This is a genomic window from Rhodospirillales bacterium (assembly GCA_023898765.1).
Classification (GTDB): domain Bacteria; phylum Pseudomonadota; class Alphaproteobacteria; order Micavibrionales; family Micavibrionaceae.
Window position 1 is genome coordinate 1,567,064 of the sequence record CP060238.1, and the last position, 24,581, is coordinate 1,591,644.

The 24,581-nt window shown below is 52.9% G+C and carries 30 protein-coding genes; 22 read left to right on the top strand and 8 right to left on the bottom strand.

Annotation, left to right across the window (positions count from 1 at the left end):
- Positions 1–6: 6 nt before the first annotated feature.
- Complete coding sequence (locus tag H6853_07600) at positions 7–663, top strand: hypothetical protein (protein USO03385.1); 657 nt, start codon at positions 7–9, stop codon at positions 661–663.
- Here the strand turns inward: H6853_07600 and H6853_07605 are convergent.
- Positions 650–1,162, bottom strand: coding sequence for a hypothetical protein (locus tag H6853_07605; GenBank protein ID USO03386.1), 513 nt, complete (start codon positions 1,160–1,162; stop codon positions 650–652). The two genes, H6853_07600 and H6853_07605, sit on opposite strands and share 14 nt — an antisense overlap.
- Positions 1,163–1,231: 69 nt before the next feature.
- Here H6853_07605 and trmB point away from each other — a divergent pair, with 69 nt between their 5' ends.
- Entirely contained in the window at positions 1,232–1,930 is a 699-nt protein-coding gene (gene trmB / locus H6853_07610) for a tRNA (guanosine(46)-N7)-methyltransferase TrmB (protein ID USO03387.1), read from the top strand.
- A gap of 29 nt (positions 1,931–1,959) precedes the next feature.
- Here the strand turns inward: trmB and H6853_07615 are convergent, their stop codons facing one another.
- Complete coding sequence (locus H6853_07615; protein USO03388.1) at positions 1,960–2,358, bottom strand: hypothetical protein; 399 nt, start codon at positions 2,356–2,358, stop codon at positions 1,960–1,962.
- 290 nt (positions 2,359–2,648) lie between these two features.
- Between H6853_07615 and H6853_07620 the strand changes: the two genes are divergently transcribed.
- From H6853_07620 to H6853_07665, 10 genes are all read left to right on the top strand, one after another.
- The gene (locus H6853_07620; protein USO03389.1) at positions 2,649–3,161 is read left to right on the top strand and encodes a ribosome maturation factor RimP; all 513 of its coding nucleotides are present in this window, start codon (positions 2,649–2,651) and stop codon (positions 3,159–3,161) included.
- Positions 3,162–3,166: 5 nt separating this feature from the next.
- Positions 3,167–4,753, top strand: coding sequence for a transcription termination/antitermination protein NusA (nusA, locus tag H6853_07625; GenBank protein ID USO04636.1), 1,587 nt, complete (start codon positions 3,167–3,169; stop codon positions 4,751–4,753).
- A 68-nt stretch (positions 4,754–4,821) separates the two neighbouring features.
- Positions 4,822–7,251: a translation initiation factor IF-2 gene (gene infB, locus H6853_07630; protein USO03390.1), complete on the top strand. Its 2,430-nt coding sequence runs from the start codon at positions 4,822–4,824 to the stop codon at positions 7,249–7,251.
- Between the two features lie 112 nt (positions 7,252–7,363).
- The gene (gene rbfA / locus H6853_07635; GenBank protein USO03391.1) at positions 7,364–7,747 is read left to right on the top strand and encodes a 30S ribosome-binding factor RbfA; all 384 of its coding nucleotides are present in this window, start codon (positions 7,364–7,366) and stop codon (positions 7,745–7,747) included.
- 5 nt (positions 7,748–7,752) lie between these two features.
- The gene (gene truB, locus H6853_07640) at positions 7,753–8,769 is read left to right on the top strand and encodes a tRNA pseudouridine(55) synthase TruB (GenBank protein ID USO03392.1); all 1,017 of its coding nucleotides are present in this window, start codon (positions 7,753–7,755) and stop codon (positions 8,767–8,769) included.
- A 14-nt stretch (positions 8,770–8,783) separates the two neighbouring features.
- Positions 8,784–9,053, top strand: a complete 270-nt coding sequence (rpsO, locus tag H6853_07645) for a 30S ribosomal protein S15 (protein USO03393.1) — start codon at positions 8,784–8,786, stop codon at positions 9,051–9,053.
- 136 nt (positions 9,054–9,189) lie between these two features.
- Positions 9,190–9,516 (top strand): hypothetical protein, encoded by a 327-nt coding sequence (locus tag H6853_07650; GenBank protein ID USO03394.1) that lies wholly within the window; start codon positions 9,190–9,192, stop codon positions 9,514–9,516.
- A 9-nt stretch (positions 9,517–9,525) separates the two neighbouring features.
- Entirely contained in the window at positions 9,526–9,879 is a 354-nt protein-coding gene (locus tag H6853_07655; GenBank protein ID USO03395.1) for a hypothetical protein, read from the top strand.
- 29 nt (positions 9,880–9,908) lie between these two features.
- Entirely contained in the window at positions 9,909–10,640 is a 732-nt protein-coding gene (locus H6853_07660; protein ID USO03396.1) for a hypothetical protein, read from the top strand.
- Between the two features lie 41 nt (positions 10,641–10,681).
- Positions 10,682–11,140 carry a hypothetical protein gene (locus H6853_07665; GenBank protein ID USO03397.1) on the top strand — a complete coding sequence of 153 codons (459 nt, stop codon included), beginning with the start codon at positions 10,682–10,684 and terminating at the stop codon, positions 11,138–11,140.
- Between the two features lie 172 nt (positions 11,141–11,312).
- Here H6853_07665 and H6853_07670 read toward each other — a convergent pair whose 3' ends face one another.
- On the bottom strand, positions 11,313–11,945 hold the full coding sequence (locus H6853_07670) for a 2,3-bisphosphoglycerate-dependent phosphoglycerate mutase (GenBank protein ID USO03398.1): 633 nt from the start codon (positions 11,943–11,945) through the stop codon (positions 11,313–11,315).
- Between the two features lie 234 nt (positions 11,946–12,179).
- On the opposite strand from H6853_07670, the gene pnp reads away from it, so the two are divergent.
- The 5 genes from pnp (at position 12,180) to H6853_07695 (ending at position 17,203) form a co-directional block, all read left to right on the top strand.
- Complete coding sequence (pnp, locus tag H6853_07675) at positions 12,180–14,321, top strand: polyribonucleotide nucleotidyltransferase (protein USO03399.1); 2,142 nt, start codon at positions 12,180–12,182, stop codon at positions 14,319–14,321.
- 91 nt (positions 14,322–14,412) lie between these two features.
- Positions 14,413–14,982, top strand: a complete 570-nt coding sequence (locus tag H6853_07680; GenBank protein USO03400.1) for a hypothetical protein — start codon at positions 14,413–14,415, stop codon at positions 14,980–14,982.
- 117 nt (positions 14,983–15,099) lie between these two features.
- Positions 15,100–16,005 (top strand): peptidase, encoded by a 906-nt coding sequence (locus H6853_07685; protein ID USO03401.1) that lies wholly within the window; start codon positions 15,100–15,102, stop codon positions 16,003–16,005.
- Between the two features lie 48 nt (positions 16,006–16,053).
- On the top strand, positions 16,054–16,803 hold the full coding sequence (locus H6853_07690) for a glycerophosphoryl diester phosphodiesterase (GenBank protein USO03402.1): 750 nt from the start codon (positions 16,054–16,056) through the stop codon (positions 16,801–16,803).
- 61 nt (positions 16,804–16,864) lie between these two features.
- Positions 16,865–17,203, top strand: coding sequence for a hypothetical protein (locus H6853_07695; GenBank protein USO03403.1), 339 nt, complete (start codon positions 16,865–16,867; stop codon positions 17,201–17,203).
- Here H6853_07695 and H6853_07700 read toward each other — a convergent pair whose 3' ends face one another.
- The 3 genes from H6853_07700 to fabA are packed head-to-tail and all read right to left on the bottom strand — an operon-like array spanning position 17,204 to position 19,783.
- A complete protein-coding gene (locus H6853_07700; protein ID USO03404.1) occupies positions 17,204–18,007 on the bottom strand; it encodes an SDR family oxidoreductase in 804 nt (267 codons plus the stop codon).
- A gap of 3 nt (positions 18,008–18,010) precedes the next feature.
- Entirely contained in the window at positions 18,011–19,252 is a 1,242-nt protein-coding gene (fabB, locus tag H6853_07705) for a beta-ketoacyl-ACP synthase I (protein USO03405.1), read from the bottom strand.
- A 3-nt stretch (positions 19,253–19,255) separates the two neighbouring features.
- Entirely contained in the window at positions 19,256–19,783 is a 528-nt protein-coding gene (gene fabA / locus H6853_07710; protein ID USO04637.1) for a bifunctional 3-hydroxydecanoyl-ACP dehydratase/trans-2-decenoyl-ACP isomerase, read from the bottom strand.
- A gap of 182 nt (positions 19,784–19,965) precedes the next feature.
- Here fabA and H6853_07715 point away from each other — a divergent pair, with 182 nt between their 5' ends.
- Positions 19,966–20,292, top strand: coding sequence for a hypothetical protein (locus H6853_07715; GenBank protein ID USO03406.1), 327 nt, complete (start codon positions 19,966–19,968; stop codon positions 20,290–20,292).
- A gap of 79 nt (positions 20,293–20,371) precedes the next feature.
- Positions 20,372–20,590, top strand: coding sequence for a hypothetical protein (locus H6853_07720; protein ID USO03407.1), 219 nt, complete (start codon positions 20,372–20,374; stop codon positions 20,588–20,590).
- Between the two features lie 12 nt (positions 20,591–20,602).
- Here H6853_07720 and H6853_07725 read toward each other — a convergent pair whose 3' ends face one another.
- The gene (locus H6853_07725) at positions 20,603–21,577 is read right to left on the bottom strand and encodes a hypothetical protein (protein ID USO03408.1); all 975 of its coding nucleotides are present in this window, start codon (positions 21,575–21,577) and stop codon (positions 20,603–20,605) included.
- A gap of 90 nt (positions 21,578–21,667) precedes the next feature.
- Positions 21,668–22,189 carry a hypothetical protein gene (locus H6853_07730; GenBank protein ID USO03409.1) on the bottom strand — a complete coding sequence of 174 codons (522 nt, stop codon included), beginning with the start codon at positions 22,187–22,189 and terminating at the stop codon, positions 21,668–21,670.
- Positions 22,190–22,309: 120 nt separating this feature from the next.
- Here H6853_07730 and dusA point away from each other — a divergent pair, with 120 nt between their 5' ends.
- The 3 genes from dusA to H6853_07745 all read left to right on the top strand — a co-directional run bounded on the left by dusA (position 22,310) and on the right by H6853_07745 (position 24,579).
- Positions 22,310–23,302, top strand: coding sequence for a tRNA dihydrouridine(20/20a) synthase DusA (gene dusA / locus H6853_07735; protein USO03410.1), 993 nt, complete (start codon positions 22,310–22,312; stop codon positions 23,300–23,302).
- An 89-nt stretch (positions 23,303–23,391) separates the two neighbouring features.
- Positions 23,392–24,006, top strand: a complete 615-nt coding sequence (locus H6853_07740) for a hypothetical protein (protein USO03411.1) — start codon at positions 23,392–23,394, stop codon at positions 24,004–24,006.
- A gap of 9 nt (positions 24,007–24,015) precedes the next feature.
- A complete protein-coding gene (locus tag H6853_07745) occupies positions 24,016–24,579 on the top strand; it encodes a hypothetical protein (GenBank protein USO03412.1) in 564 nt (187 codons plus the stop codon).
- Positions 24,580–24,581: the final 2 nt, after the last annotated feature.

Below are 24,581 nucleotides of genomic sequence, written 5' to 3' on the forward strand. Positions count from 1 at the left end.
AAATTAGTGGAAGATTTTCTCGTTAATCACGGCAAATTGACACTTGCCCTGACGGCAACGTCCATCTCCTTTTTGGTTTTGTTGCACTACACCTATACGGTCTTATACGGACAGGTAAAGCCTCATTTATACACCCATTTTATTTGGGGACTGGAAGCAGCCATCGCCGCAGCCGCACAATTCGTAAGCGGTGCAGGTCCGGGGGCCTGTTTGACAGTTGCCATCGCCCTGTTCTGCTTTATACGTGCGGGGCTGGCCATTCCCTACGGCGAAAAAAATATCACGTCAGGGGATAAATATGCGCTGATAGCCTGTCTGTTCGGACTCGTTTTATGGGTCCTCATTCAAGACCCGCTTTACGCGGTTATTGTCGTATCCCTCGTTGATGGGTTGGCTTTTTACCCGACTTTCCGCAAATCCTTCATGAAACCTTTTGAAGAAAACATGACGACTTTTGTCGTCTTAAATATTCCACTGATGATGGGCGTTATAGCGATCGAAAACTATAACCTCACGACATTGCTCTTTCCCTGCACGATTTTGATTCTGAATTTTATTTTCGTGCTGTTTTTAATCGTTCGCAGATTTCAGATTCATGGCAGAATTTTTCCCTATGAACGATCCGGAAAAACAAGACCTGCGAAGGCTGTTATAAAATTGTGAACTTTTGACCGCCTTGTTGAGAAGCAGAATTTTTATATCCTGCGTTAAAGGCATTCGCAACGACCTGCTTTTGTTGCGCGTAAGCAACAAGAGCACCTGTAAATTCAGAAAGCTCAACGCCCAGCCCATCTGCGACACTCGCGACAACCGCAGCCTGAAAATCTACGAGTTCTTCCTGGTTAGCATTTACAGATATTTGGGGCGCGTGAGTTGTGTTGATAAAGTATGAGCTAATCCCTCCGTTTGAGTTCTTCGTTATGCCGCTCATGTCTTTTTGTGTAAACATATACGAACTGGGAGGCACGTGCGTTCCGCCTATGGGCACCATATCAATTTCTATCCCGGTATTTTCGCCGGTAAAGACTTTGGTAAGATTGGGGCTCATATTGTTTCTGAGTACGGCCCCAGGTTTAAACTGACGTATAACCGCTGTCAGGTCCGTCATCATTGAGTCAAGGCGGCCCTTGATATCAATACCGTTTTCGTTCGTTTTAGACATTTTTATTTCCCTCTCTTTTTGCCCACAGGCTATATAATGATTGTCACAGTTAACACTATATTAAGTATTATGTCAATAAAAAACACAAAACAGGGCTTTTACGGGCGGCGGCAGGGGCGGCCCTTAAGCGCTTCACGCCTGAAAACGCTGGAAGACGCCCTCCCCGCCCTTCAGATTGGCGAATCCCTGCTGAAGGAAGACGGACGCCTTGATCCGCAGTCCCTCTTTTCGTCCGCACACGACAAAATCATTCTCGAAATCGGCTTTGGGAACGGAGAGCATCTGGCCGGGATGATGCGCCGCATGCCGGAAAATGCCTATATCGGCATCGAGCCTTTTATCAATGGAATGAGTGCTTTTCTCAAAGATATTGAAGCTTTATCTCAAGACAATATCCGCGTCTATATGGATGACGCTTTGACGGTGGTGCGGTCCCTCAAAAGCGAAAGCATCGACACCTTCTATATCCTGAACCCCGACCCGTGGCATAAAGCCCGGCACCATAAACGCCGGATCGTGCGGGCAGAGACTTTGAAAGACTATCACCGCGTCCTCAAGCCCGGCGGGGACCTCATCCTCACCACGGATGTCGAGGATCTGGCCGAATGGATGGCCACGCATGTCCATCTTCATGGGGGGTTTGAATGGCTGGCCGAGAGCGCCAAAGACTGGCAAACCCCGCCCGGGGACTGGATTCCCACGCGCTACGAAACCAAGGGCGCCAAAGGGGCCAAAAAAATGACCTATTTGTTTTACAGGAAAAAATAACCTTTTAAATCTTAGGCGGCAAAAACTCCTCAGGAAGGCTTTGGTTTTCGTCCAGCCGCAAGTGAAACAACATTATCCGGAATCTCTCTTTTAACACCGTCTTCTTCGTCAAGCTTGGCGCGAAGCCGTTCATCCCGTTCCCGGTTAATTCGCCTCTTGATATCCTCGCGACCTATAACCCATGCTAAATGGGCAGGTGTCCGCCCTCGAATATCCGGAATACTGGTCTTGATTCCTTCGGCGTTGCACAACAAATCTACCATTGAATATTCGCCACTGGATGCGGCATAACGAAGCGCCGTCCAGCCCGTTACCGCCTCTTGTTTATTCACACATGCCGGATCTTCTTGAAGCGCATTTCTAACCTCGTCAATATCACCGCGAATTGCCCCCCTGATGATATTAAATTTTTCCTTAAGACCACTCATCTTCACCTCCTGAAACCCCTCGCACAATACAGAATATGGCAAATAAAACAAGTTTTTTGAAAAATGGCCTATTTGTTTTATAGGAAGATTTAACCACAGAGGCACAAAGACACAGAGAATTTTTATAAAAACTCTGCGCCTCTGTGTCTCCGTGGTTCAAAAAAGAAAAACTTGCAAAACAACACGTAAAAGCTTATAACCCCTTCAAAACCTGAAGTGATAAACGGGTGGGCTCATAAAGAGACCCGCCTTTTTTATTGCCGGTTTGCGGAAAGATTGCAGAAAGAAAGATGAGACAAACACCGCTGGAAGCAAAACTAACGCCTATAATTGCCCCGATCGTCGAAGAGATGGGGTTTCGGTTTATGACGCTCAGCTTTGCCAAGGATATTTTGCAAATCATGGCCGAAAATCCTGAAACGGGCTCTTTGGGCGTGGAGGATTGCGCAAAAATCAGCCGCGCGATTGCGCCGGCGCTGGACGTTGAAGACCTGATTTCGGGCGCTTACAGGCTGGAAGTCAGCTCTCCGGGCATCGACCGTCCGCTTGTGGACGCGCAGGATTTCCGGCGCTATGCCGGGTTTGAAGCCAAAATAGAGCTTGGCGTCCCTGCAGAGTCGGGGCAAAAACGCTTTCGCGGTATTTTGGGGGACGAAAAAGACGGGACGGTCTTGCTGAAGACGGATGAGGGAGACAAAACATTCCCCCTTGCCGATATTCAGAAAGCCCGGCTGGTCATGAACGATTCATTACTGCAGATGAAAAATAAAAAGATCGAAAAAGGAAAAGGAAAAGGACGATAAAAATGATCGAATTGTTGCAAGTTGCCGACGCTGTGGCGCGTGAGAAAAACATCGACCGTGAAATCATTATTGAGGCGATGGAAGAATCCATTCAGAAAGCGGGCCGTTCCAAATACGGGCACGACCACGATATCCGCGCGACGATTGACCGCGCGAACGGGAACATTGAACTCAAACGCTACCGCGAAGTGGTCGAGGAAGTTGACGAAGAAAACGAAGTGCGCCAGCTCACCCTCGAGGAAGCGCAGCGCATCAAAAAAGACGCCGAGATTGGTGAGTTTCTGATTGACGAGCTGCCGCCGCTGGATTTTGGCCGTATCGCCGCCCAGACCGCCAAACAGGTCATCGTCCAGAAAGTCCGCGAAGCCGAGCGGGCGCGCCAGTTTATCGAGTTTCAGGACCGCAAGGGCGAAATCATCAACGGCCTGGTCAAACGGGTCGAATACGGCAATGCCACCATCGATATCGGCGGACGCGCCGAAGGGCTGCTCCGCCGCGACGAAGCCCTGCCCCGCGAACATCTGAAAAACGGCGACCGCGTGCGCGCCTATATTTACGATGTGCGCGAAGAACAGCGCGGACCGCAGATTTTTCTCTCCCGGACCCATCCGGATTTCATGGCCAAACTTTTTACGCAGGAAGTGCCTGAAATTTACGACGGCATTATCGAGATCAAAGGCGTGGCCCGCGATCCGGGAAGCCGCGCCAAAATCGCCGTTCAGTCCTATGACAGCGGCATTGACCCTGTCGGTGCCTGCGTGGGGATGCGCGGAAGCCGTGTCCAGACGGTTGTGAACGAACTGCAGGGCGAAAAAATCGACATTATCCCCTGGTCCGAAGATATCGGAACCTTCATTATCCACGCCCTCGCCCCTGCGGCCGTGGCCAAGGTGGTTCTGGACGAAGCCAAAAAACGCATGGATGTCGTTGTGCCGGAAGACCAGCTGTCTCTGGCGATCGGCCGGCGCGGACAAAATGTCCGTCTGGCTTCCATGCTCTCGGGCTGGGATATCGACATCATGACGGAAGAAGAAGAAGCCAAAAAACGGACGGAAGAATTTGCGGCCAAATCGGAACTCTTCACCACCGCCCTGGATGTGGATGAGGTTATCGTGCACCTGCTGGTGGCCGAAGGCTTCAGGAACATTACAGAAATCGCCGAAACCCCCGTGGAGGAAATGGCGTATATCGAGGGCTTCGACGAAGATGTGGCCGAAGAACTGATCAACCGCGCCAAGGCCTGGCTGGAAGCGCAGGCGGAAGACCTCAAAAAGAAACAAAAAGAACTCAATCTGTCCGACGATCTTGTTTCTTTCAAAGGGCTTTCCCCGGATCTCATCATCAAACTGGGAGAAAACGGGATCAAGACCCTTGATGACTTCGCGGATCTGGCCACGGATGAACTGATTGAACTTCTCGGCGAAGGCACCATGAAGCCTTCCGAAGCGGAAAAACTCATCATGAAGGCCCGCGAACACTGGTTTGCGGAAGAAGATGCCGCAAAAGCCGCGCAGGATGAAAATGCGGAAGCGGAAGCCGAAAACGACAATGGCGTGGAAACCGGCAAACGGGAGGCGGCGACCAATGTTTAAGGACATTGGCGCTTTAGCCCTTTTTGGTGTAAAAGAACCAGCGAATAGAAAGTTTGAAGAAAAATCGTATGAGCGAGAGCACAAAAGAAGAAAAGAAACCCCTGGGCCTGAAGAAAGGCGGCACGTTAAGCCTGAAAGGCGGGGCGCCTAAGCCGCGCGCAAGCAGCGGCGGCGGAACCGTTGTCGAAGTCCGGCGGCGGCGTTCGGCACGCCCGACGCTGGAAGAGCAGGCCGCTGCGGACCAAAGCAGGGAACTCCAACACCTCACATCCGAAGAGCGTGACGCCCGCGCCACGGCGTTAAAAGAAGCTCTGGCTGCGCCGAAAAAACCGGCCCCGGAAGAAAACAGAAACGATTCCAAAACAGACGTGCCGCCCGCTTCCGGCAGAAAAGAAACGGACGACGAAGCCCGCAGACGCGAACTGGCCGAACTTGAACAAATCGAAGCCAGCGAACAAAAAAGCGCGCAGGCCATAGACCGCACCCGTCAGGAACACTTTCAGCGCAAGGACGATTTTTCCGAAGGATATCGGGACAGGATTAAAAAGGCCCGCGCCCGTGCGCCGCGGAATACGGATCGGCGCGGCGGCGGCAAAATAACCGTGACGCAGGTCATGAACAACGACTTTGAACGCGATCGCGGCCCGTCTCTGGCGGCGCAGCGCCGGGCCCGTGAAAAGGCGCGAAAAATCGCCATGGGGCCGAAAGAGGCCGCGCAAAAAGTGTATCGTGACGTCGTCGTTCCTGAAACCATTACGGTGCAGGAACTGGCAAACCGGATGAGCGAACGCGCCGTCGATGTCATTAAATCCCTGATGAAACTGGGGGTCATGGCAACGGTCAATCAGGTCATCGATGCGGACACGGCCGAATTGATCGTCGGGGAGTTCGGACACACCATCAAACGGGTAACGGACGCCGACGTCGAAGAAGGTCTGTTCGGCGAGGAAGATCAGGAAAAAGACCTGAAGCCCCGTCCGCCTGTCGTTACCATCATGGGCCATGTCGATCACGGCAAGACCTCCCTGCTGGATGCCATGCGGCAGACAAACGTTGTCTCCGGCGAAGCCGGCGGTATTACCCAGCATATCGGGGCCTACCAGATCGAGGTTTCCGACGGGCAGAAAATCACGTTTCTGGACACGCCCGGTCACGCGGCTTTTACCGAAATGCGGGCCCGCGGCGCCAATGTCACGGATATTGTCGTTCTGGTCGTGTCCGCCAATGACTCCGTAATGCCGCAAACCATTGAGGCCATCGCACACGCCAAAGCGGCCGGCGTGCCTATTATCGTCGCCATCAACAAAGTCGATCTGCCGGACGCGAACCCCCAGAAAATCAAACAGGACCTTCTTCAGCATGAAGTCATCGTTGAAGATATGGGGGGCGATATTCAGGCGATCGAGATTTCCGCCCTGAAAAAGCAGGGGCTGGACAAACTCGAAGAAGCCATTCTTTTGCAAGCCGAAATGCTGGAACTCAAGGCCAATCCGGACCGCGAGGCCGAAGGCGTTGTAGTCGAATCCAAAATGGAAACGGGGCGCGGTTCTGTTGCGACGGTGCTTGTAAGGCGTGGAACGCTGAAAGTGGGCGATATTTTTGTCGTGGGCACGCAATGGGGCCGCGTGCGCACATTGATCGACGATCAGGGCGCGCAGATCAGGGAAGCCGAACCGGGCAAACCCGTCGAGGTTCTGGGACTGAACGGCACGCCCGAGGCCGGCGATATCCTTAACGTCGTCGAAAATGAATCCCGGGCGCGGGAAATCGGCGCCTACAGGCAGCACAGCGCGAAGGAAAAACGCGCCGCAGCCTCCGGCGTTTCGGGGCAATCTTTCGAACAGCTTCTGGCCGCCTCAAAAGAGTCTGACGAAAAACGGATTTTGTCTGTCGTAATCAAGGGCGATGTCCACGGCTCGGTGGAGGCGCTGATCGGGTCCCTTGCAAAACTGGCGGAGAACGAGGAAGAGATTGATGTGAAGGTTCTGCATTCCGGCGTTGGCGGGATTACGGAATCCGACGTAACGCTGGCCAATGCTTCCAAAGCCCTGCTGATCGGCTTTAACGTCCGCGCAAACGCGCAGGCCCGCGAACAGGCGCAAAGGGAAGGGCTCGAAATCCGCTATTACAACATCATCTATAACGTCATTGATGACGTCAAGGCGATGCTCTCGGGCATGCTCTCCCCTGCCCTGCGGGAGGAATATCTGGGGCAGGCCGAGATCCGCGAAGTCTTCAACATCACCAAGTCCGGGAAAATCGCTGGTTGCATGGTCACGGCGGGTCAGGTCCGGCGCGGGGCGAAAGTCCGCCTGCTGCGCGACGATGTGGTGATCCACGAAGGCACGCTCAAAACCCTGAAACGCTTCAAGGACGAGGTCAAAGAGGTGAAAGAAGGCACGGAATGCGGCATGGCCTTTGAAAACTACGAAGACATCAAGGAAAACGACATCATCGAATGTTATGAAATCGTTGAAGAAGCGAGGGAACTGGCATAGTAAATTTTAATGTCATCCCGAGCATCGTCGAGGGATCTTTGCCGCGCATTGACATTTTAAAGATCTCTCCACTTCGGGCTACGCCCTCCGGTCGGGATGACAAGAGGTAAAAATGAAACATTCCATCAACCAGCCCTCTCAAAGGCAGCTTCGCGTGGGCGAACAGCTTCGGCATATTCTGGCCGGGATTCTCCAGCGCGGGCATTTCAAAAACGAAATCCTGATAAACCACGGCAGCGACATCACCGTAACGGAGGTGCGCGCTACGCCCGATCTTAAAAGCGCCACGGTTTTTGTGATCTCTCTGGGCGGTCAGGAGATGGATAAAATCCTTCCGGCCCTGAATGACGCGGCCTATTATTTCCAGAAGGAAATCAACCGCTCCAGCAATCTGAAATACACCCCGCGCCTGAAATTCAAACAGGATGACAGCTTCGACGCCGCCCAGAAACTCGACAGCATCCTCAGCAATATCCACTATTCGGATCAGGAATAACCGCCATGGGACGCCGTCGCAAAAATGGCCTCAAGATTGACGGCTGGATTAACCTGAACAAACCCGCCGGGATCACCTCTACACAGGCGCTGGCCAAGGTCCGCCGGGCGCTGAATGCGCAAAAGGCCGGCCATGCCGGCACGCTCGACCCGCTGGCTTCGGGCGTGCTGCCTATTGCGCTGGGCGAAGCCACCAAGACGGTCAATTACGCGCAGGACGCTCTCAAAACCTATCGCTTCACGGCTGTCTGGGGGCAGCAGCGCAGCACGGATGATCGCGAAGGCGGCGTCATCGAAACGTCCGATAAACGCCCTTCGAAAGAGGAGATCGAAGCCCTCCTGCCCGGCTTTATCGGCGACATCGAACAACTGCCGCCGCAGTTTTCCGCCGTAAAGATTGAAGGGCAGCGCGCCTACGATATTGCCCGCAGCGGCGCGCAGGCCGATATCAAGACACGGACAGTTTATATTGAGAGTTTGAACATTAAAGAATGTCATTTCGAGCAAAGCGAGAAATCTCAAACAAAGCCGGGAGATTCCTCGTCGCTACGCTCTGTCGGAATGACATCAACAGTTTTCGAATGCGTCTGCGGCAAGGGCACCTATGTCCGCTCGATCGCGCGGGATTTGGGACAAAAACTGGGCTGCTTCGGCTATATCGGCGCGCTGGAGCGCACAAAGGTCGGGCCCTTTACGCTTGAAAGCGCGATTTCTCTGGACTTTTTCGAGAATTTGGACGATAACACCGCCCGAGAGACTATCGGTGAAGACGTGGTTCTCCCCCTTCAGACCGTGCTGGACGACATCCCGGCTCTGGCCTTGAGGGAACAGGAGGCCGCGAGGTTGAAACAGGGGCAAGGCCTCTCTTTCGTCGCCAGGCCGGATCTGGAGCGGTTATACCGGATCGGGATTGAGCTGGAAGACGGCTGCACCACGGCTCTGGCCACCTGTAAAGGCAAAGCGCTGGCTTTGATCGAAGTGAACGGCCCGACCATTCAACCGCTTCGTATTTTAAACGTCTAACAAAGGAGAAGACGATGTCGATTACAGCAGAGCGTAAAACAGAAGTCATAGAAGAATATGCCACCAAAAAAGGCGATACCGGGTCTCCGGAAGTCCAGATCGCAATCCAGACGGAACGGATCAACAATTTGTCCGAGCATATGAAGAACCATAAAAAAGATTTCGGCTCCCGCCGCGGCCTTCTGGCCCTTGTGGCGCAGCGCCGAAAGTTGCTGGACTACCTGAAAGGCAAAGATGAAGGCAAATATCAGGACCTCATCAAACGTCTGAACATCCGCCGATAACGGACTGAGAAAAACAAAAAATACAAAAAGCCGCCTCCTAAGGGCGGTTTTTTCTTGTCTTTTTAGAAAGTTTATCTTGCTTTTTTACAAAGAGTTAAATATATTACGGAAACTCAAATTGAAGAAAGATGCTAAAATGATAAAACCTGCCCCCTTTTCTGCTGCGCTCGCCTTTGTGGCCACAACTGTTTTTTCGCATGCCCCGATAGCGGTTTCGGCGCCCTCCGTCGATAACGCATGTAATCACTATGGAAACATCCTGAAGATCGTACAAAACGGCGACATGGCATATCAACAGCGCCATAGCAGTCTTAAGGCAATATATGAGGGGGCAGGCACCCCTGCAAATGACGACCAGATTGACGCCATGCTGAATCTTCCCGAAGCTGTCATAGAAGACGGAAATGATTGGGTCAGCAAGGGTTGCCCGGATCCGGGCTCCCCCGTACCAACAATAAAATAATCACTGAAGATGACCAGACTTTCCCCCACATATGTAGGCGCTGCCCTGGCCGCAATGATGGCCCCTGCCGTTGCCATGGGGGGTGATGCGGAAGAAATGGATACATCCCCGTCTCAAATCTCCGACCTCCCTCAGTTTGTTATAAATCATCTCAAATGCATTGTCGGACCTCCCGCGCTTGAAATCATGGAAACCCCCGGCCTCTCGCGGGAAGAACGGAAAAAAAGGCTGGAAACCATAACCGCCTATGGCTTTCTCCTTCCGCCCGAAGAAGTCGAAAAAACACTCAACTCTACTGAAAAAGAAAGAGAAGAAGGCAGAAGATTTATTCAAAAAAACTGCCAACAACCCTATACCCCGTAATAGAAAATTAAACGAAAGGAATATCAAAAATGACAAAAATTACGCCCGCACGCGCAGCCGCTTCCGTAGGAATTGCCTTCGCCGCCGCCCTGTTTTCCACGCCCGTCTCGGCAGACAGCATCCCCGACATGGGCCAGGATGCCCACTACATAAAAAAATCCCTGCAGGATGTCAGGACAAAAATGGTGGAGGCGAGAGGCGATCAAGAGGAAACTTTACGGGACAAGCTGTCCAGACAACACATGGACCGGGATCTGGAAAAAAGTTGCCGCGACCCTGAGCCCTCTTTCATCTCTTTGGAAAAATGCGTTAGAGATCTCCGTTCGGCGTACACAGCCACAGTCATTAGCCCTCTCGTCCCCGATGCGGCGGAAAGCCAAAGATTAAACGAGCTGAATGAACAGATAACGGATCTGGAGCAACGTCTTTACGAGGAAGAAACCCGTAAAATTGATGCCGGTAAAATTAACTCCGACATAGAAAAAGCGGTCAATCAGGACAGAACATGCAGAGCTATGCAACAGTCCTTCGGCATCATAACGCAGGTCCCCCCTTCCGAGCAGACAAGCGTAGACAAAGGGGACAGGGAACATATCAAAAAACAACTCATGGAAGACGTGGCCATATGGAACCCTGCGAGAAAAGCATACGCCCTCATGGACAAAGATCACGCCGACATTCTTGCAAATCTTGATCAGCAAGGCCGGAATATGCTGCAAGCCTATCTGAAGGAGAACTGCCCGAAACCGGCCACCCCGTAACACACTGAATAAAAATTGAATAAAAAAGGAGTTCCATAAAAATGACAAAACTGGCCCCAAAAATTTTTTTCGCAGCAGCAGCAACGGCAGCAGCCCTCTCCCCGAACGCTTTTGCCGCCGACCCGGACACAGCCCCTTCGCCCCCTGAATCATTCCCCCTGAAAGAACTTTTTCAGGATCTTCAAGAGGCTCTTCCAGAGCTCGGAGCGGGAACCCGGTATCTGGAAAGCCTTTTAAATAGTCCCGGCTTTGGGCGCATGATAGAGGAACTGCGCCAGAGAGAATGCGAAATCGCCCCGAAAATACTGGAGATACTGGAGTCCGAAAAACCGGAGGAGGACAAAAAAGCGGACCTCCGAACACTGAATAACGGCATACTCACGGAAAAAAAGATTGCAAAAATAATAAAGATAAAACCGGAGGAACTGAGAGAGGATATCAAAACCGCCTGCCCTCAAAAAGCGCCCCCCGCCCAAAACATCCGGCAATACAAAATCTAAATCCGGCTGGAGCATTCTGCGATCAGGCTGATTCCATCCTGTCATTCCGAGCGAAGGGCCGCGCAAGCGGCCTGAAGCCGAGGAATCTTCGTCGTTTGATATATTCAGGATCCCTCGACTGCGCTCGGGATGACATTCAAGATACGGATGTACAAGGATAGTTATCCATAGTTCAGTTCGGGTCATCCAGAAAATACCGCTTCCGGATTTTGCCGTCTTCTATTTCAAAGACGACCGGCACACCGGTTTCCATTTCGGCGCTGTTGATCGTCTCCGGCGTTTCTGCACCGAGGATAATCAGCATCGCGCGCAGGGAATTCCCGTGCGCGGCTATCAGCACGTTCTTCCCCTCTTCCATTATCATTGGCTTGATATGCGCTTCGTAATAGGGCCGCACGCGCTTTTCGACGACATCCCGAAGGCATTCGCCCCCCGGCGGGGGCACGTCGTAAGACCGGCGCCAGATATGCACCTGCTCGTCCCCGTATTTGGCGCGGGTTTCATCCTTGTTAAGCCCCGTCAAATCGCCGTAGTCGCGCTCCCGCAAGTCGTCGTGGTGAATCATGCTCTCCAGCAGGTGTTCCTGTCCCGCGGCCTCAAGGGCGATTTCGGCCGTGTGGGAGGCCCTTTTCAGGGTACTGGTGAAAACCTGGTCGAATTTTATATGGGCGTTTTTGAGTCTTTGCCCTGCGGACCGGGCCTCTTCCTCCCCGACATCGGTGATATCGACATCCCGGAACCCCGTAAAACGATTTTCCAGATTCCATTGGGATTGCCCGTGGCGCAGGAGAACGAGATAATTCATAAAAACAGCCCTTTATCGCGAATTGTTTGACATTTGGGCAGGATAATGGCATGTAAAGGCGCGCATGAAAAGGGCGCAAACTATACTTCAAAAGAGGTTGGCATGACGGTTGACCATTAAAGGCATGTAATCCGTGCTTTTAATCGTCCACCGAAAACGAACCTCCGGGAAATATAACCTGCGTCCTGCTCATCGCTTTTTTTAAATAATAATGATGATGAAAAGGAAAAAAGAATGCTTAAATTCGATGTCTACCGCAAAGAAATAGACTTTGGCGGTCAAAAACTCGTTCTTGAAACAGGCAAAATCGCCCGTCAGGCCGACGGGTGCGTGATTGCGACGCTGGGCGGCACGTCCGTTCTTTGCGCGGTTACCGCGTCCAAATCCGTGAAGGAAGGACAGGATTTTTTCCCTCTTACGGTCCACTATCAGGAAAAAGCCTATGCGGCCGGAAAAATCCCCGGCGGCTTCTTTAAACGCGAAGGGCGGCCGAGCGAAAAGGAAACGCTTGTCGCGCGCCTGATCGACCGTCCGATCCGCCCGCTTTTCCCGAAAGGCTTCCTCAACGAAGTTCTGGTGATGTGCACCGTGATTGCGCACGACATGGAAAACGATCCCGATATCGTGTCCATGATCGGAACCTCCGCCGCGCTGACCCTGTCGGGCATTCCGTTCATGGGACCTGTTGGCGGCGCCCGTGTGGGATATAAAGACGGCGAATACATCCTGAACCCGACGCTGGAGCAAATGGCCGAAAGCAAACTGGACCTCGTTGCTGCCGGAACAAGCGAAGGCGTTTTGATGGTTGAATCTGAAGCGTCCGAACTTTCCGAAGACGTGATGCTCGGCGCTGTGATGCATGCATGGCACGGCTTTCAGCCTGTTATTCAGGGCATTATCGATCTGGCGGAAATGGCCGCGAAAGATCCGTGGGAGATGCCGGGAAAAGACGAAAAAGCCGAAAAACTGGGCGAAGGCCTGAAAGCGAAATACGCCGCCGATGTTGAAAAAGCCTATGCCATTGTGGACAAAATGGAACGTCAGGCCGCGGTCGGCGCGGCGCGCGATGCGGCCACGGCTGAATTTCTCGACGAGGAAAACGGCGTAACGGCGGCTTTGATCGGCGACAAGTTCAAATCACTTGAATCAAATATCGTCCGGGGCGCCATCCTGAAAACCGGCAGCCGGATTGACGGGCGCGATACCAAAACGGTGCGCCCGATCGTGGCCGAAGTGGGAATCCTCCCGCGCGCGCACGGCTCCGCCCTGTTTACACGCGGAGAGACGCAGGCGCTTGTTGTGACAACGCTGGGCACAGGTCAGGATGAGCAGATCGTGGATACGCTGGAAGGCGGATACCGCGAACGTTTCATGCTGCATTACAACTTCCCGCCTTACTCTGTCGGGGAAGCCGGACGCGTTGGCTCTCCAGGACGCCGTGAAATCGGTCACGGGAAACTGGCATGGCGCGCCATTCATCCGCTTTTGCCGGATGCCGAAAGCTTTCCCTACACGATCCGCACGGTTTCCGAAATCACGGAATCCAACGGCTCTTCTTCCATGGCGACGGTTTGCGGGACGTCCCTGTCCATGATGGATGCGGGAATTCCGCTGGCGCGCCCGATTGCCGGGATCGCGATGGGCCTCATCAAGGAAGGCGACGAGTACGCCGTTTTGTCCGACATTCTCGGGGATGAAGACCATCTCGGCGATATGGACTTTAAAGTGGCCGGTACCGAAGAAGGGATTACCTCCCTCCAGATGGATATCAAGATCACCTCCATTACCGAAGACATCATGAAAGTCGCTCTGGCGCAGGCCAAAGACGGACGCATTCACATTCTGGGAGAAATGGGCAAGGCTTTGAACGAAGCGCGCGGCGAAACGTCGCAGTTCGCCCCGCAGATCGTGACCATGACCATCCCGACGGACAAAATCCGGGACGTCATCGGAACGGGCGGAAAAGTCATTCGCGGCATTACCGAGGAGACGGGCGCCAAGGTCGATATTGACGATGACGGCGTGATCAAGGTCTCCGCCGTCAATCAGGAATCGATCGACGCGGCGGTGAAGATGATTCAGGGCATCACGGAAGAACCTGAAGTCGGCAAAATCTATAACGGCAAAGTCGTGAAATGTGTCGATTTCGGCGCGTTCGTCAATTTCATGGGCTCGCGTGACGGCCTCGTTCATATTTCCGAACTGGCGGATCAGCGCGTGGCCAGCACCACCGATATCGTCAATGAGGGCGATGAGGTCAAAGTACTGTGCATCGGCATGGACGACCGGGGCAAGGTAAAGCTTTCCATGAAGCGCGTGGATCAGGAAACGGGCGAAGAGCGCGAACCTGAAAAACGCGAACGTAAGGAAGCTTAAGCCCCCGGACAACGGGATAAAAACGATAGATGATGGAAAACGTTCCTTCATCTATCGCCTTCTGTCCGCGTCTGAGTTTTTCTGGAGTTTCATGATGCTGGAATTGAATGATCTTAAAAAATTCACGGGCCTGCGCACTGGCGATAGGTTGCGTGAATATTTTGGGATGCAAACAGAGGACAGGGTCGCTTTTCCAATCGAAAGCTCCGATAGGGGGCACCGTGAAGCTTCGTTGTCTTTCGAACAAAATTCTCATCGAAGATGGCAAAACCGCAGCATCAGGGTTTTGCTCAATGTCCCGTTGCAGGAGGAAGAAGAAGACGGCTTTATAAACTATTGCCCGGAGCACATTATCATTGCATATGCCGCCCCTCCTTTTGCAAAGAGCTTTCATATCGCGGCCCTGCAATGGAATCGAAGGAAACATGCGGTTCCAAGAACTCCGCAGGCTAAAACTTTTAGACGGGAAATAAAAAACGAAACCATGATGGACGCTGCTTATGTTGCCGAAGCCGTTACCTGCAAAGCCGTCTTTAATCTTGGAATCCATGGAAAAACATTATCCCGTCAGGCGTTCGAACAGGTAGACCGTTTTCTGCAAATGCCTTCGGATAAGCAACTCATGGAAAGAGTTTATCTGGAACGGCTTGCAAAAATTTAAGCTCCCTCCTTGCCTGTCATCCCCGCCCTCTTCACTGAGCGGCGGGTTTTTTATTGACATAATGATTTTCAGTCTATAAACCTTTTCAACCTATGAAGTAAAGAAAAGAGACGTTTCATGACGATCAGAAAAGAGTGGACAGAAGAAGAAATTCAGAAATGGGCGCGGAAGCAAAGGATCGTTCGCGAATACGCGCCGATTGTTGAAAGAATTAAAGCTTTATCAGGCTCCTTTAACGTAACACAATATGGCGCACTATCGCACAATCCTGCTCGCTACCCTCTTTTTCAGGTTACCCCCAGAGATTGGGATAAGGGTAAAAAAAGCATTCTGATCACCGCCGGCAACCATGGATATGAACCAAGCGGTATTATGGCTACACTTGAGTTTTTAGAAAAGCGCGCTCCAAAACTAACCAATGAATTTAATATCGCTGCTTACCCATGCATCAGCCCATGGGGGTATGAGGTAAACCATCGCTGGGATATTCATGCGGAAGACCCCAACAGAGGCTTTAGACGCGATAATCCAAGACGTGATGTTGAGGAATGCGTAGCTTTTATGGATTCTCTTGATAGCCTTGGAAAAAAATTCCATGCTTCTCTTGATCTCCATGAAACACCCGATCGGGACAAAGAGCTTCGGCGTGAACGCGCCGATCGTTTTGGAACAAAGCCTGTTGATAATATAGACCACATTCCCGCCGGTTTCTATCTGGTTATGGACTCTGTTTACCGTGATAAAGATGGAAGCAATCATCCCTTTGGCCAATCCGTTATCAATGAAGTCGCCAAGGTCACACAGATTGCACCGGATAAGGAAGTCCTGAATCTTCCAAACCATGGCGGGATTGTTGATTTCGAAGCAGACGGTATGCTGGCAACCTACCTGAGATTAAACGGATATGCTGATTTTGCAGCGATAACAGAAGTCTACCCCGATCCGTTACCCGAAGGCGAGGCCGTTGCGGGGCAATTAGCTGCCATTGAAGGCGCCCTTAACTACATTAAATTATCCCTGTAGAGATCATTTCAAACTACCTCTTTAAAGCAACACGTGTTATGACACCCCATGAGCTTAAAACTTCCCAAAGTCATCGGACATCGCGGCGCGGCGGCCTATGCGCCGGAAAACACGCTGGAGGGAATCCACACGGCGGCGGATATGGGCGTGGAATGGGTGGAGCTGGACGTGAAGCTGACCGAAGACGACGTGCCGATCCTTTTCCATGACGAAATGCTGGAACGCACGACCAACGGCGCGGGCGCGGTGGCCGAAACGACCTATGAAGATATTCAGCAACTCGAAGCCGGAAGCTGGTTCGGCGACAGTTTTGCGGGCATCAAAATCCCGACACTGGAGGAAGCCGTAGACGTTCTGATCGCGCGCGGGCTGGGCCTCAATCTTGAAATAAAACCCTGTCCGGGGCGCGAAAAGGAAACGGCCGAAATTGCGCTCGACCTGCTCTCCCGGATCTGGGACGACCACGACCGCCTGTTGATTTCCTCCTTTCAGCATGTGTCTTTGGAAACGGCGCAGGATCTCGCCCGTGACTGGCATCGCGGCCTTCTCCTGGGCGGCGAAGACCTGCCGCCGGACTGGAAAGACCTCGCCGATTATCTGGATGTTTCCACCCTCCATCTCGGTGCAAACCTTGTGACGCGGGAGATCGTGGAAGAAGCGATGGACATGGAAATTCCCCTGCTCGTCTATACGGTGAACGACCCGATGGAGGCGCAGAAATTCCAGCGTCTGGGCATAGACTGCGTCTTCTCGGACTGCCCGGACGTAATTTTGGAAAATTTACTGGCGGTGCATTAATTTTTTGTTGACAAAATAAATATTTTACATATAAAAAGCACTCAACAGCAGGAGAAAAATGATGATCCCCTTTGAAAAACCGGCCACAAGCGACAGTGAAAAAATTGGATTAATTAATTATTTTTATCGGGCCAGCAACAATGAAATAGCACACATCTGCAAAAAGGCCGGTCAAATCATCCGGCAAGACGCCCATAACGCCTTTTGGGTAGAACTGCGGAGAAACACCTATCGCGCCCCTATCTTTGGTGGTGAAAGATGTGCAGGTCCGGAAGTTCTTGCAGCCCATCAGGCGCTCCTTCTGGGACAAGAATTTCTAGAGGACAGAAAAGAGGGCGGGGATTTCAACCCTTATGAATTCATGAATGTCCAAAAACCCTCAGGCCTCAAGATCGCCTGATCATCCAAACGCCTTCAGCGCGTCCCCGCCCGGCATCCCCACGGCGTTGAAGCCGCAATCGACATAGTGGATTTCGCCGGTCACCGCGCCGGACAAATCAGAGAGAAGATAAAGCGCGGTGCCGCCGAGCTCTTCCAGCTCTACCCCCCGTCCCAAAGGCGCGGTCAGCTGGGAATATTTGTATGTCGTGCGGGCGCTGCCAATCACGGCCCCGGCGAGCGTGCGCATCGGCCCGGCGGAAATCGCGTTTACGCGGATATTGTCACGCCCCAGATCGGCGGCCAGATAGCGCACAGAAGATTCCAAAGCCGCTTTGGCCACGCCCATCACGTTATAATTGGGCATCGCTTTTTCCGCCCCGTAATAAGACAGCGTCACGGCAGAGCCGCCCTCTTTCATCAGCGGCGCGGCGCGGCGCATCACGGACGTAAAGGAGTAACAGGAGATATGCATCGACATCAGAAAATTCTTTAGCGACGTATCGACATAGCGCCCTTTAAGCTCTTCCTTGTCGGAAAAGGCGATCGCATGGACGAGGAAGTCAAGCTGCCCCCACTCCTTCTCCAGCGTGTCAAAAACGCTGTCGAGATTCTCTTCACTCGAAACATCGCAATCCAGCAAGATTGAGGAACCGACACTCTCCGCCAGCGGCTTGACCCGCTTGCCGAAGGCTTCGCCCTGATAGGTGAAGGCCAGTTCCGCCCCGTGCTGCGCCAATGTGCGCGCCATGCCCCAGGCGATGGATTTGTCGTTTGCCACGCCCATAATCAGCCCGCGCTTGTTTTTTAAAATGTCGGATTTCATGCCCTACTCCTCCAACCGCGAAAGCGCCAGCGTGCAGTTTGTTCCGCCAAAACCAAAAGAGTTGGAGATTACGGTTTGATGTTGAACGCCATCAACGCGCTCGCGCGCAATCGGCATCCCGGCCGCACCTTCGTCGAGCGTTTCAATATTAATACTTGGCGCAACGAAATCATTCTGGAGCATCAGGATCGAATAAATCGCCTCCTGCACGCCGGTGGCGCCCAGAGAATGCCCTGTCATGGATTTTGTGGCGCTGATATGGGGCATGTCCTGATCCATCTGCCCAAAGACGCTGCGGATTGCGTCCAGCTCTGTAATATCCCCGGCGGGGGTCGAGGTCCCGTGCGTGTTGATATAGGTCACAGGCGTTTTGACCGTAGAGAGCGCCTGACGCATGCAGCGCACGGCTCCCTCACCGCTGGGCGCCACCATATCGGCCCCGTCGGATGTCGCGCCGTAGCCTGTGATTTCGGCGTAGATTTTGGCGCCGCGCGCTCTGGCCCGCTCATATTCTTCCAGCACAACGACCCCGCCGCCGCCTGCAATCACAAACCCGTCACGGTTGGCGTCGTAAGCACGGGACGCCTTTTCCGGCGTATCGTTATACTTGGAGGACATCGCCCCCATCGCATCGAACAGGCAGGAGAGAGTCCAGTCCAGTTCTTCGCCGCCGCCGGCAAACACAATATCCTGCTTGCCCCACTGAATTTGCTCCACCCCGTTGCCGATGCAGTGCGCGCTCGTCGAACAGGCGGAAGAAATGGAATAGTTCAATCCCTTGATTTTAAAATTGGTCGCGATGGTGGCAGAGTTCGTCGAAGACATGCAGCGCGGGACAAAAAGCGGCCCGATACGCTTGGGGCTTTTATTTTCGCGTGTAATATCCGCCGCGATCAAAAGATTGCGTGTAGAGGACCCGCCGGAACCCATAATAATCCCGGTGCGTTCATTGGACACCTCATGCGGCTCCAGACCGCTGTCGGCGACAGCCTGCTCCATGGACAAATGGTTATAGGCCGCGCCATCGCCCATAAAACGGATCAGGCGGCGATCGATCGCTTCGGTCAGGTCGATATCGGGCTTGCCCGAAATCCGGGACCGGAACCCCAGGTCTTCGTAGCTCTGGTCTTTTGTAATGCCGGACTTCCCGGCCTTGAGAGAGGCCAGAACGCTCCCGGAATCGTTCCCGATGCAGGAAATAATCCCGATTCCCGTTACCACCACGCGTCTGAGAGGATTTGCCATGCTTTAAGCCGCCGCTGCGGCGCTGTTATCGAACAGTCCGACTTTCAGCCCCTGCGCCTCATAGATGGTTTCCCCGTCGGCTTCCACCCGTCCGTCCCCGACGCCAAGGACAAGCTTGCGGTTAATCACCCGTTTGATATCCACGATATACCTGACGAGTTTCACGCTCGGCAGAACCTGCCCGGTGAGTTTAAGCTCTCCCAGTCCCAGCGCGCGGCCGGCGCCCGGCGCGCCCGTCCAGCCCAGATAAAACCCCAGAAGCTGCCAGATCGCATCCAGCCCCAGACAGCCCGGCATGACCGGATCGCCTTTAAAGTGGCATTTGAAAAACCACAAATCGGGCTTGATATCCATTTCGGCGACAATCTGCCCCTTGTCATACGCCCCGCCTGTATCGGAGACATGTGTGATACGATCGAACATCAACATCGGCGGCAGGGGAAGCTGCGCGTTTCCGGGGCCGAAAAGCTTCCCTTCCCCGCATTCGATAATATCTTCGTAGCTGTAAGAGCTTTTCGGTACAAATTCCATGGGTTTTTCCGCTGCGTGATGGATAGACATGAAGGGAGTTTTAGACCCTTCAGCCGCTTGAATCAAGGCCCTATCCACCGCGCTCAAATCTCATCCACGCCCGTATCGGCAGGATTATTTTTATTGACATAATGCATATTTTCTATATATTCCCGAAGCATCACGATATTGGAAAACGGACCATGAAAATTACAGCAAGAGGCCTGGCATATTCTTTTCTCGTCGCTTCAATAGCCGCATCCACAGCTCTCGTCGTAGATATTTACAACGACTTCCATCAAAGAACGTCCGTCAAGGAAGGAAAACTTCCACCAAAATTGACCCGGCGACAGCAGCAGGAAATCAAAGAATTAAAAGCCATGAACAAAACACTCGAAGAGTTCCTGAAAAGAACATGCGGGAGATTCAAGGACTGTGAAAGAATCCGGCAACTGCAAGCCAAAGCGCAACCGCCGGGAAAAAACTCCCGAAAGGACATCTTCAAAATCGAGAGAAAACCGGCTCCCTGACCCGGCGGGAAAAGGTTTTTATTGCTTTTTGTTTTTACATATGCATATTCCCGAAACGGAATTATTCAGGAGAAAAACAATGAGAATAAAAAACGGACATGTTTTAAGCGTGTTTATGGTGTTAGGAACAACAGCTGCTGCTATAAGCGCCCAGCATGAAGAAACCTTATGCGATAAGTTTAAGAATTCTAAGGAAGGGATTGATTTAGCAGGGGCTATAACCTCTTTTGAAAAACAAAACCCGGGCGCTCAGGTGATCGCAAAAATACAAAAAAAGGGTTTGAACTGTTCCCTGTAGAACAGACTACGGTTACAAAGCGGCGGCGAATTCGACGCAGACGCCCTTGTAACTCTCTGTCAGGGCGGCCATTGCAAGGGGTTTGGCGATGGCAGGCTCCATTTCCGGCGTCTTGCCCCCTGCCGCCACGGCGAGCATCCGTCCGGCGGCCTTGGCACAGGCAACGGCCTGGTCCGCCGGGTCATGCATGTTTATGGCGGCAAAAAATCCACGGCAGATACTCTCCATTCCCTGAATCAGGATTGTCGGCGGGTTCGACGGCACGTCGTTCGCGGGCAGGCCGAAACGCCAGTCCGGCCCCGTGGAAAGACCCAGCCGCACGGCTTCCTGCGTCATCACATAGGCGGTCTGGTCCAGAAAATCGGGAAAATTCGTTCCGCGGAACCAGCAGCACTGGTTTTTTCCGTCGTGCGACAGGGCCAGTTTCCGGCCCGCCGTGCCGGCCATGCCGCTGACGCTGTCCGCCAGCGTCCAGCCGTTCACGCCGATTTTTGTTTCGATCACGGCGTCGCACAATTCCTGCGCCGCCAGCTCGTAGGCCATCGCCAGATGGGCTCCTTCTATCAGGAGCCGAAAACTTTCGGCCCGCGACTGCCCCTGCGTTTCGCGGCGGATAAATATCTGCTGGATCAGAAAGAGCAGCATCTCATGGAATTCATAGGGGCAATCGAGCCATTCTTCAAAGAACTCGCGCGCCAGCGCCCGGCCGTGTTCCGTATCGAAATCTATGATCGTCGAAGGCGGCATGGCCTTTGACGCCACAACGCCCTCCAGCGGCTCGCAGGCAAGAAGCCTCGAGAGCTTCTCGAACATCTCCGGCAGCGCTTCCTGGCAGTTATCGAAGAGAAAAGCCGTTTCCACCATCATGCCCGACAGCAGCAGCAATTCCTTCATCCCGTCTATGCCGCGTTCTTCGTCATGGCAAAGACCTTGAATCGAATCGTGAATCCTTGCAGCCACTTCGGCCTTGTTCATAAAATCGAGCATGTTCAAAACGAGAAGTCAGTAAAAGAAGGTTGTGAATAGAAAAGGTGGAAAATGGAGTGAATCGGCGAGCGAATCACCTTGAAATCAAGATTAGTCGAATTTTTCTTCGGCGTAAATGCCCCAGAGAAACTTTCTCTCCACCCATCCCCGATAGCCGCCGGCATTCACTTCACAGCGCAGGGACATACAGCGCAGCGCCTCGACCACGACGCCCGGCTCCAGGCGCGCGACAATGCGCTCCTGTCCCGTTGCATTCCTGTAAAGGAGGGCCTGTTCCTTGCCCTGAACGATGGCGCTGCGCTTACCGGAGAGCAAAGACTGGTGAACCCATCCCTCGTCCCCGTCCATATCCCGTATTTTCCGCCATGTGTCAAATTCCTGAACGACTTCGACGGGCAGCGCGTTTTTTTGAAAAATCCATTTGATGGGATAACGCAGCGCCGGGCCGGAGCGCACAAAGACGCGATCGGAGCGCAAAGACACAAAGCGCGGAATGGGCAGGCCCGTCGTCCGAAAAACGTCCTGCGGGTTTTGGTCCGGCGCCGCCCCTTCCTCTTGCGCAAAGGCCGGAAGGCTGAGAAACAACACGGATATAAGGATTAAAAAGCGCATAAAATTATTTAGCGCAAAGGACGTAAAAGACGCAAAGCATTTCTTCCTGCCTTTCCCCCCCGCTCCGCTACGGGAATTTATTTATGTCCATTCGGCGTCATTCGTGGTTAAGTACCGCGCATGAAACCCCTGCCCCAGATATGCGTGGCCCCGATGATGGACTGGACGGACCGGCATTGCCGCTATTTCCACCGTTTGATTGCGCCGCATGTGCGGCTCTATACGGAGATGGTGACCACGGGCGCGCTGCTTCACGGGGACCGGGACCGTTTTTTACGGTTTTCGGAGGAAGAAAAGCCGGTTGTACTGCAGCTCGGCGGCTCGGAGGCGTCCGCGCTGGCATCTTGCGCGAAAATGGGGGAGGATTACGGCTATGACGAAATCAACCTGAATTGCGGCTGCCCGTCGGACCGCGTACAAAGCGGCGCGTTCGGCGCCTGCCTGATGGAGGAGCCCGCCCGCGTCGGCGAGATCGTCTCCGCGATGCAAGGCGCCGTAAAAATCCCCGTCAGCGTCAAATGCCGCGTGGCCATCGACGAACACGAAGACTATCCCTTCCTTGAAACCTTCATCAAAGCCGTCTCGGCGGCGGGGTGCCAGAATTTTGTCATTCACGCCCGCAAGGCCTGGCTCAAGGGGCTTTCCCCGAAGGAGAACAGGGACGTTCCGCCCCTGCGCTACGACGTGGTTGAAAAGATCAGGCAGGAATTTCCTTCCTTGCATATCGTGGTGAACGGGGGGATCAGGACCGTGCAGGACGCGGCGGAAAAACTGGCCCTTTTTGACGGAATCATGATTGGCCGCGAGGCCTACCAGAATCCGTTTTTCCTCAGCGAAATCGAGCGCCGCTTTTTTAAAAATGAAAATCCCCTGCCCAGAGAGTCGGTTATCGAGGAAATGATAAGATACGCCGCCGCGCAGCAAAAGGCATTCGGCACGCCTGTCAAATCCGTCACCCGCCACATGACGGGGCTGTTTCAGGGCGAAAAGGGCGCCAGAAAATGGCGGCAGGCTTTAAGCACATTGCCCCATGAAGACGGCGCCGGGCCGGACGTCCTGAGACGGGCGCTGGAGGCAACCCAAAACCCATTATATTGCGCGATTGCGTCCTGAATTTGCAAATTTGTGAAAAGAGTTGATAAAGTCATGAAAACCTGACGAAATAGTCGGGCGACTGCTTCTGCACGGATCAAAGAAAACGAATGAACTGGAAACGACTGGACCGCGAAACGACGCACCAAATTATCGACAGCGTGAAATCCGCCGCCGAGCCGGGGCTGATTTCAGCCACCGCCAGCGAGGTCGAGCGCGCATGGCTGCCTTTTTACAAGGATTTTTACCTCTACCGGATTACGAGTTTCGCCTCCCTGCCATCTTTCACGTTCGAATATCTGGGGGACGGCAAGTTTTTTCATTATCTGGACGGGACGAATCATCCCATTTACGCCGTGAACGACAAAAAGATCCTGCATCTGGATGAAATTCACGTGGTCGATTATCTTGTCTTTTATTTCCAGCATGTGACGGACCCCGAAGACGGCGATATCGTCCTGGTCCGCAATCCTCACGACATGCCGATGCTGGACTCGCTTGATTCTTCCGCCGTGCAGACCATCATCCGGAATCACCGCCCCCCCCGCGTCGAACGTCTGGAAAACGATGCGGGATACATGGCGAAAGTGGATCTGTATGTGGACGGAATCCTGCTCCGCGCGACCATTCATGTCGATCATGCGGGCCGCGTGGGCATCAAGGACCGGAAAATGATTATAAACGAGGTGGGACAGACTGCCGAAAACGGAAAATTTGTGGTATAAAGGAACGACATGAGCGACGAACACACAGGAAATCTGACAGGCTCCTTCGGGGATAAAGGCACGAACGTGAACCAGATTGCCTACGGCCACCCTTACGCCGATTCGATTATTGAAGGCGCAAAAGAGGTTTTAAAAGAATCGGAAACGGGCCAAACCCTGATCCAAGTGCACGAAAAATATGACTTTCCTATCCATGTCATTAAAGGAACAGGAGAGTCCGGATATTCACCGCAAACAAAGGTTATTTACCTACAAATTCCAGGAAAAATATCAAAAACGGACGCCAAAGATATCATCAAGCTTGCAAAAGCTCTTCGTGAGGCAGAACACGAAGTTATAGGTTTCACCGCGCCAGATCCATCCAAGGATTTTATAAAATATGCCTCTGTTATGCATGCAAAAAACCTGGATTCAATTGTTTTCACATGCAAAGTTGTAAAGGAGTTAACCAATTCTTCATATTTTTCGGATTTACTTGACGCATTAACATATTTTGGGTATATTGATGTCTATAAAGCATACGAGAATAATGCCTCTGAAAAGGAATTATTTGATGCTTACGAAGGACGTTAGAA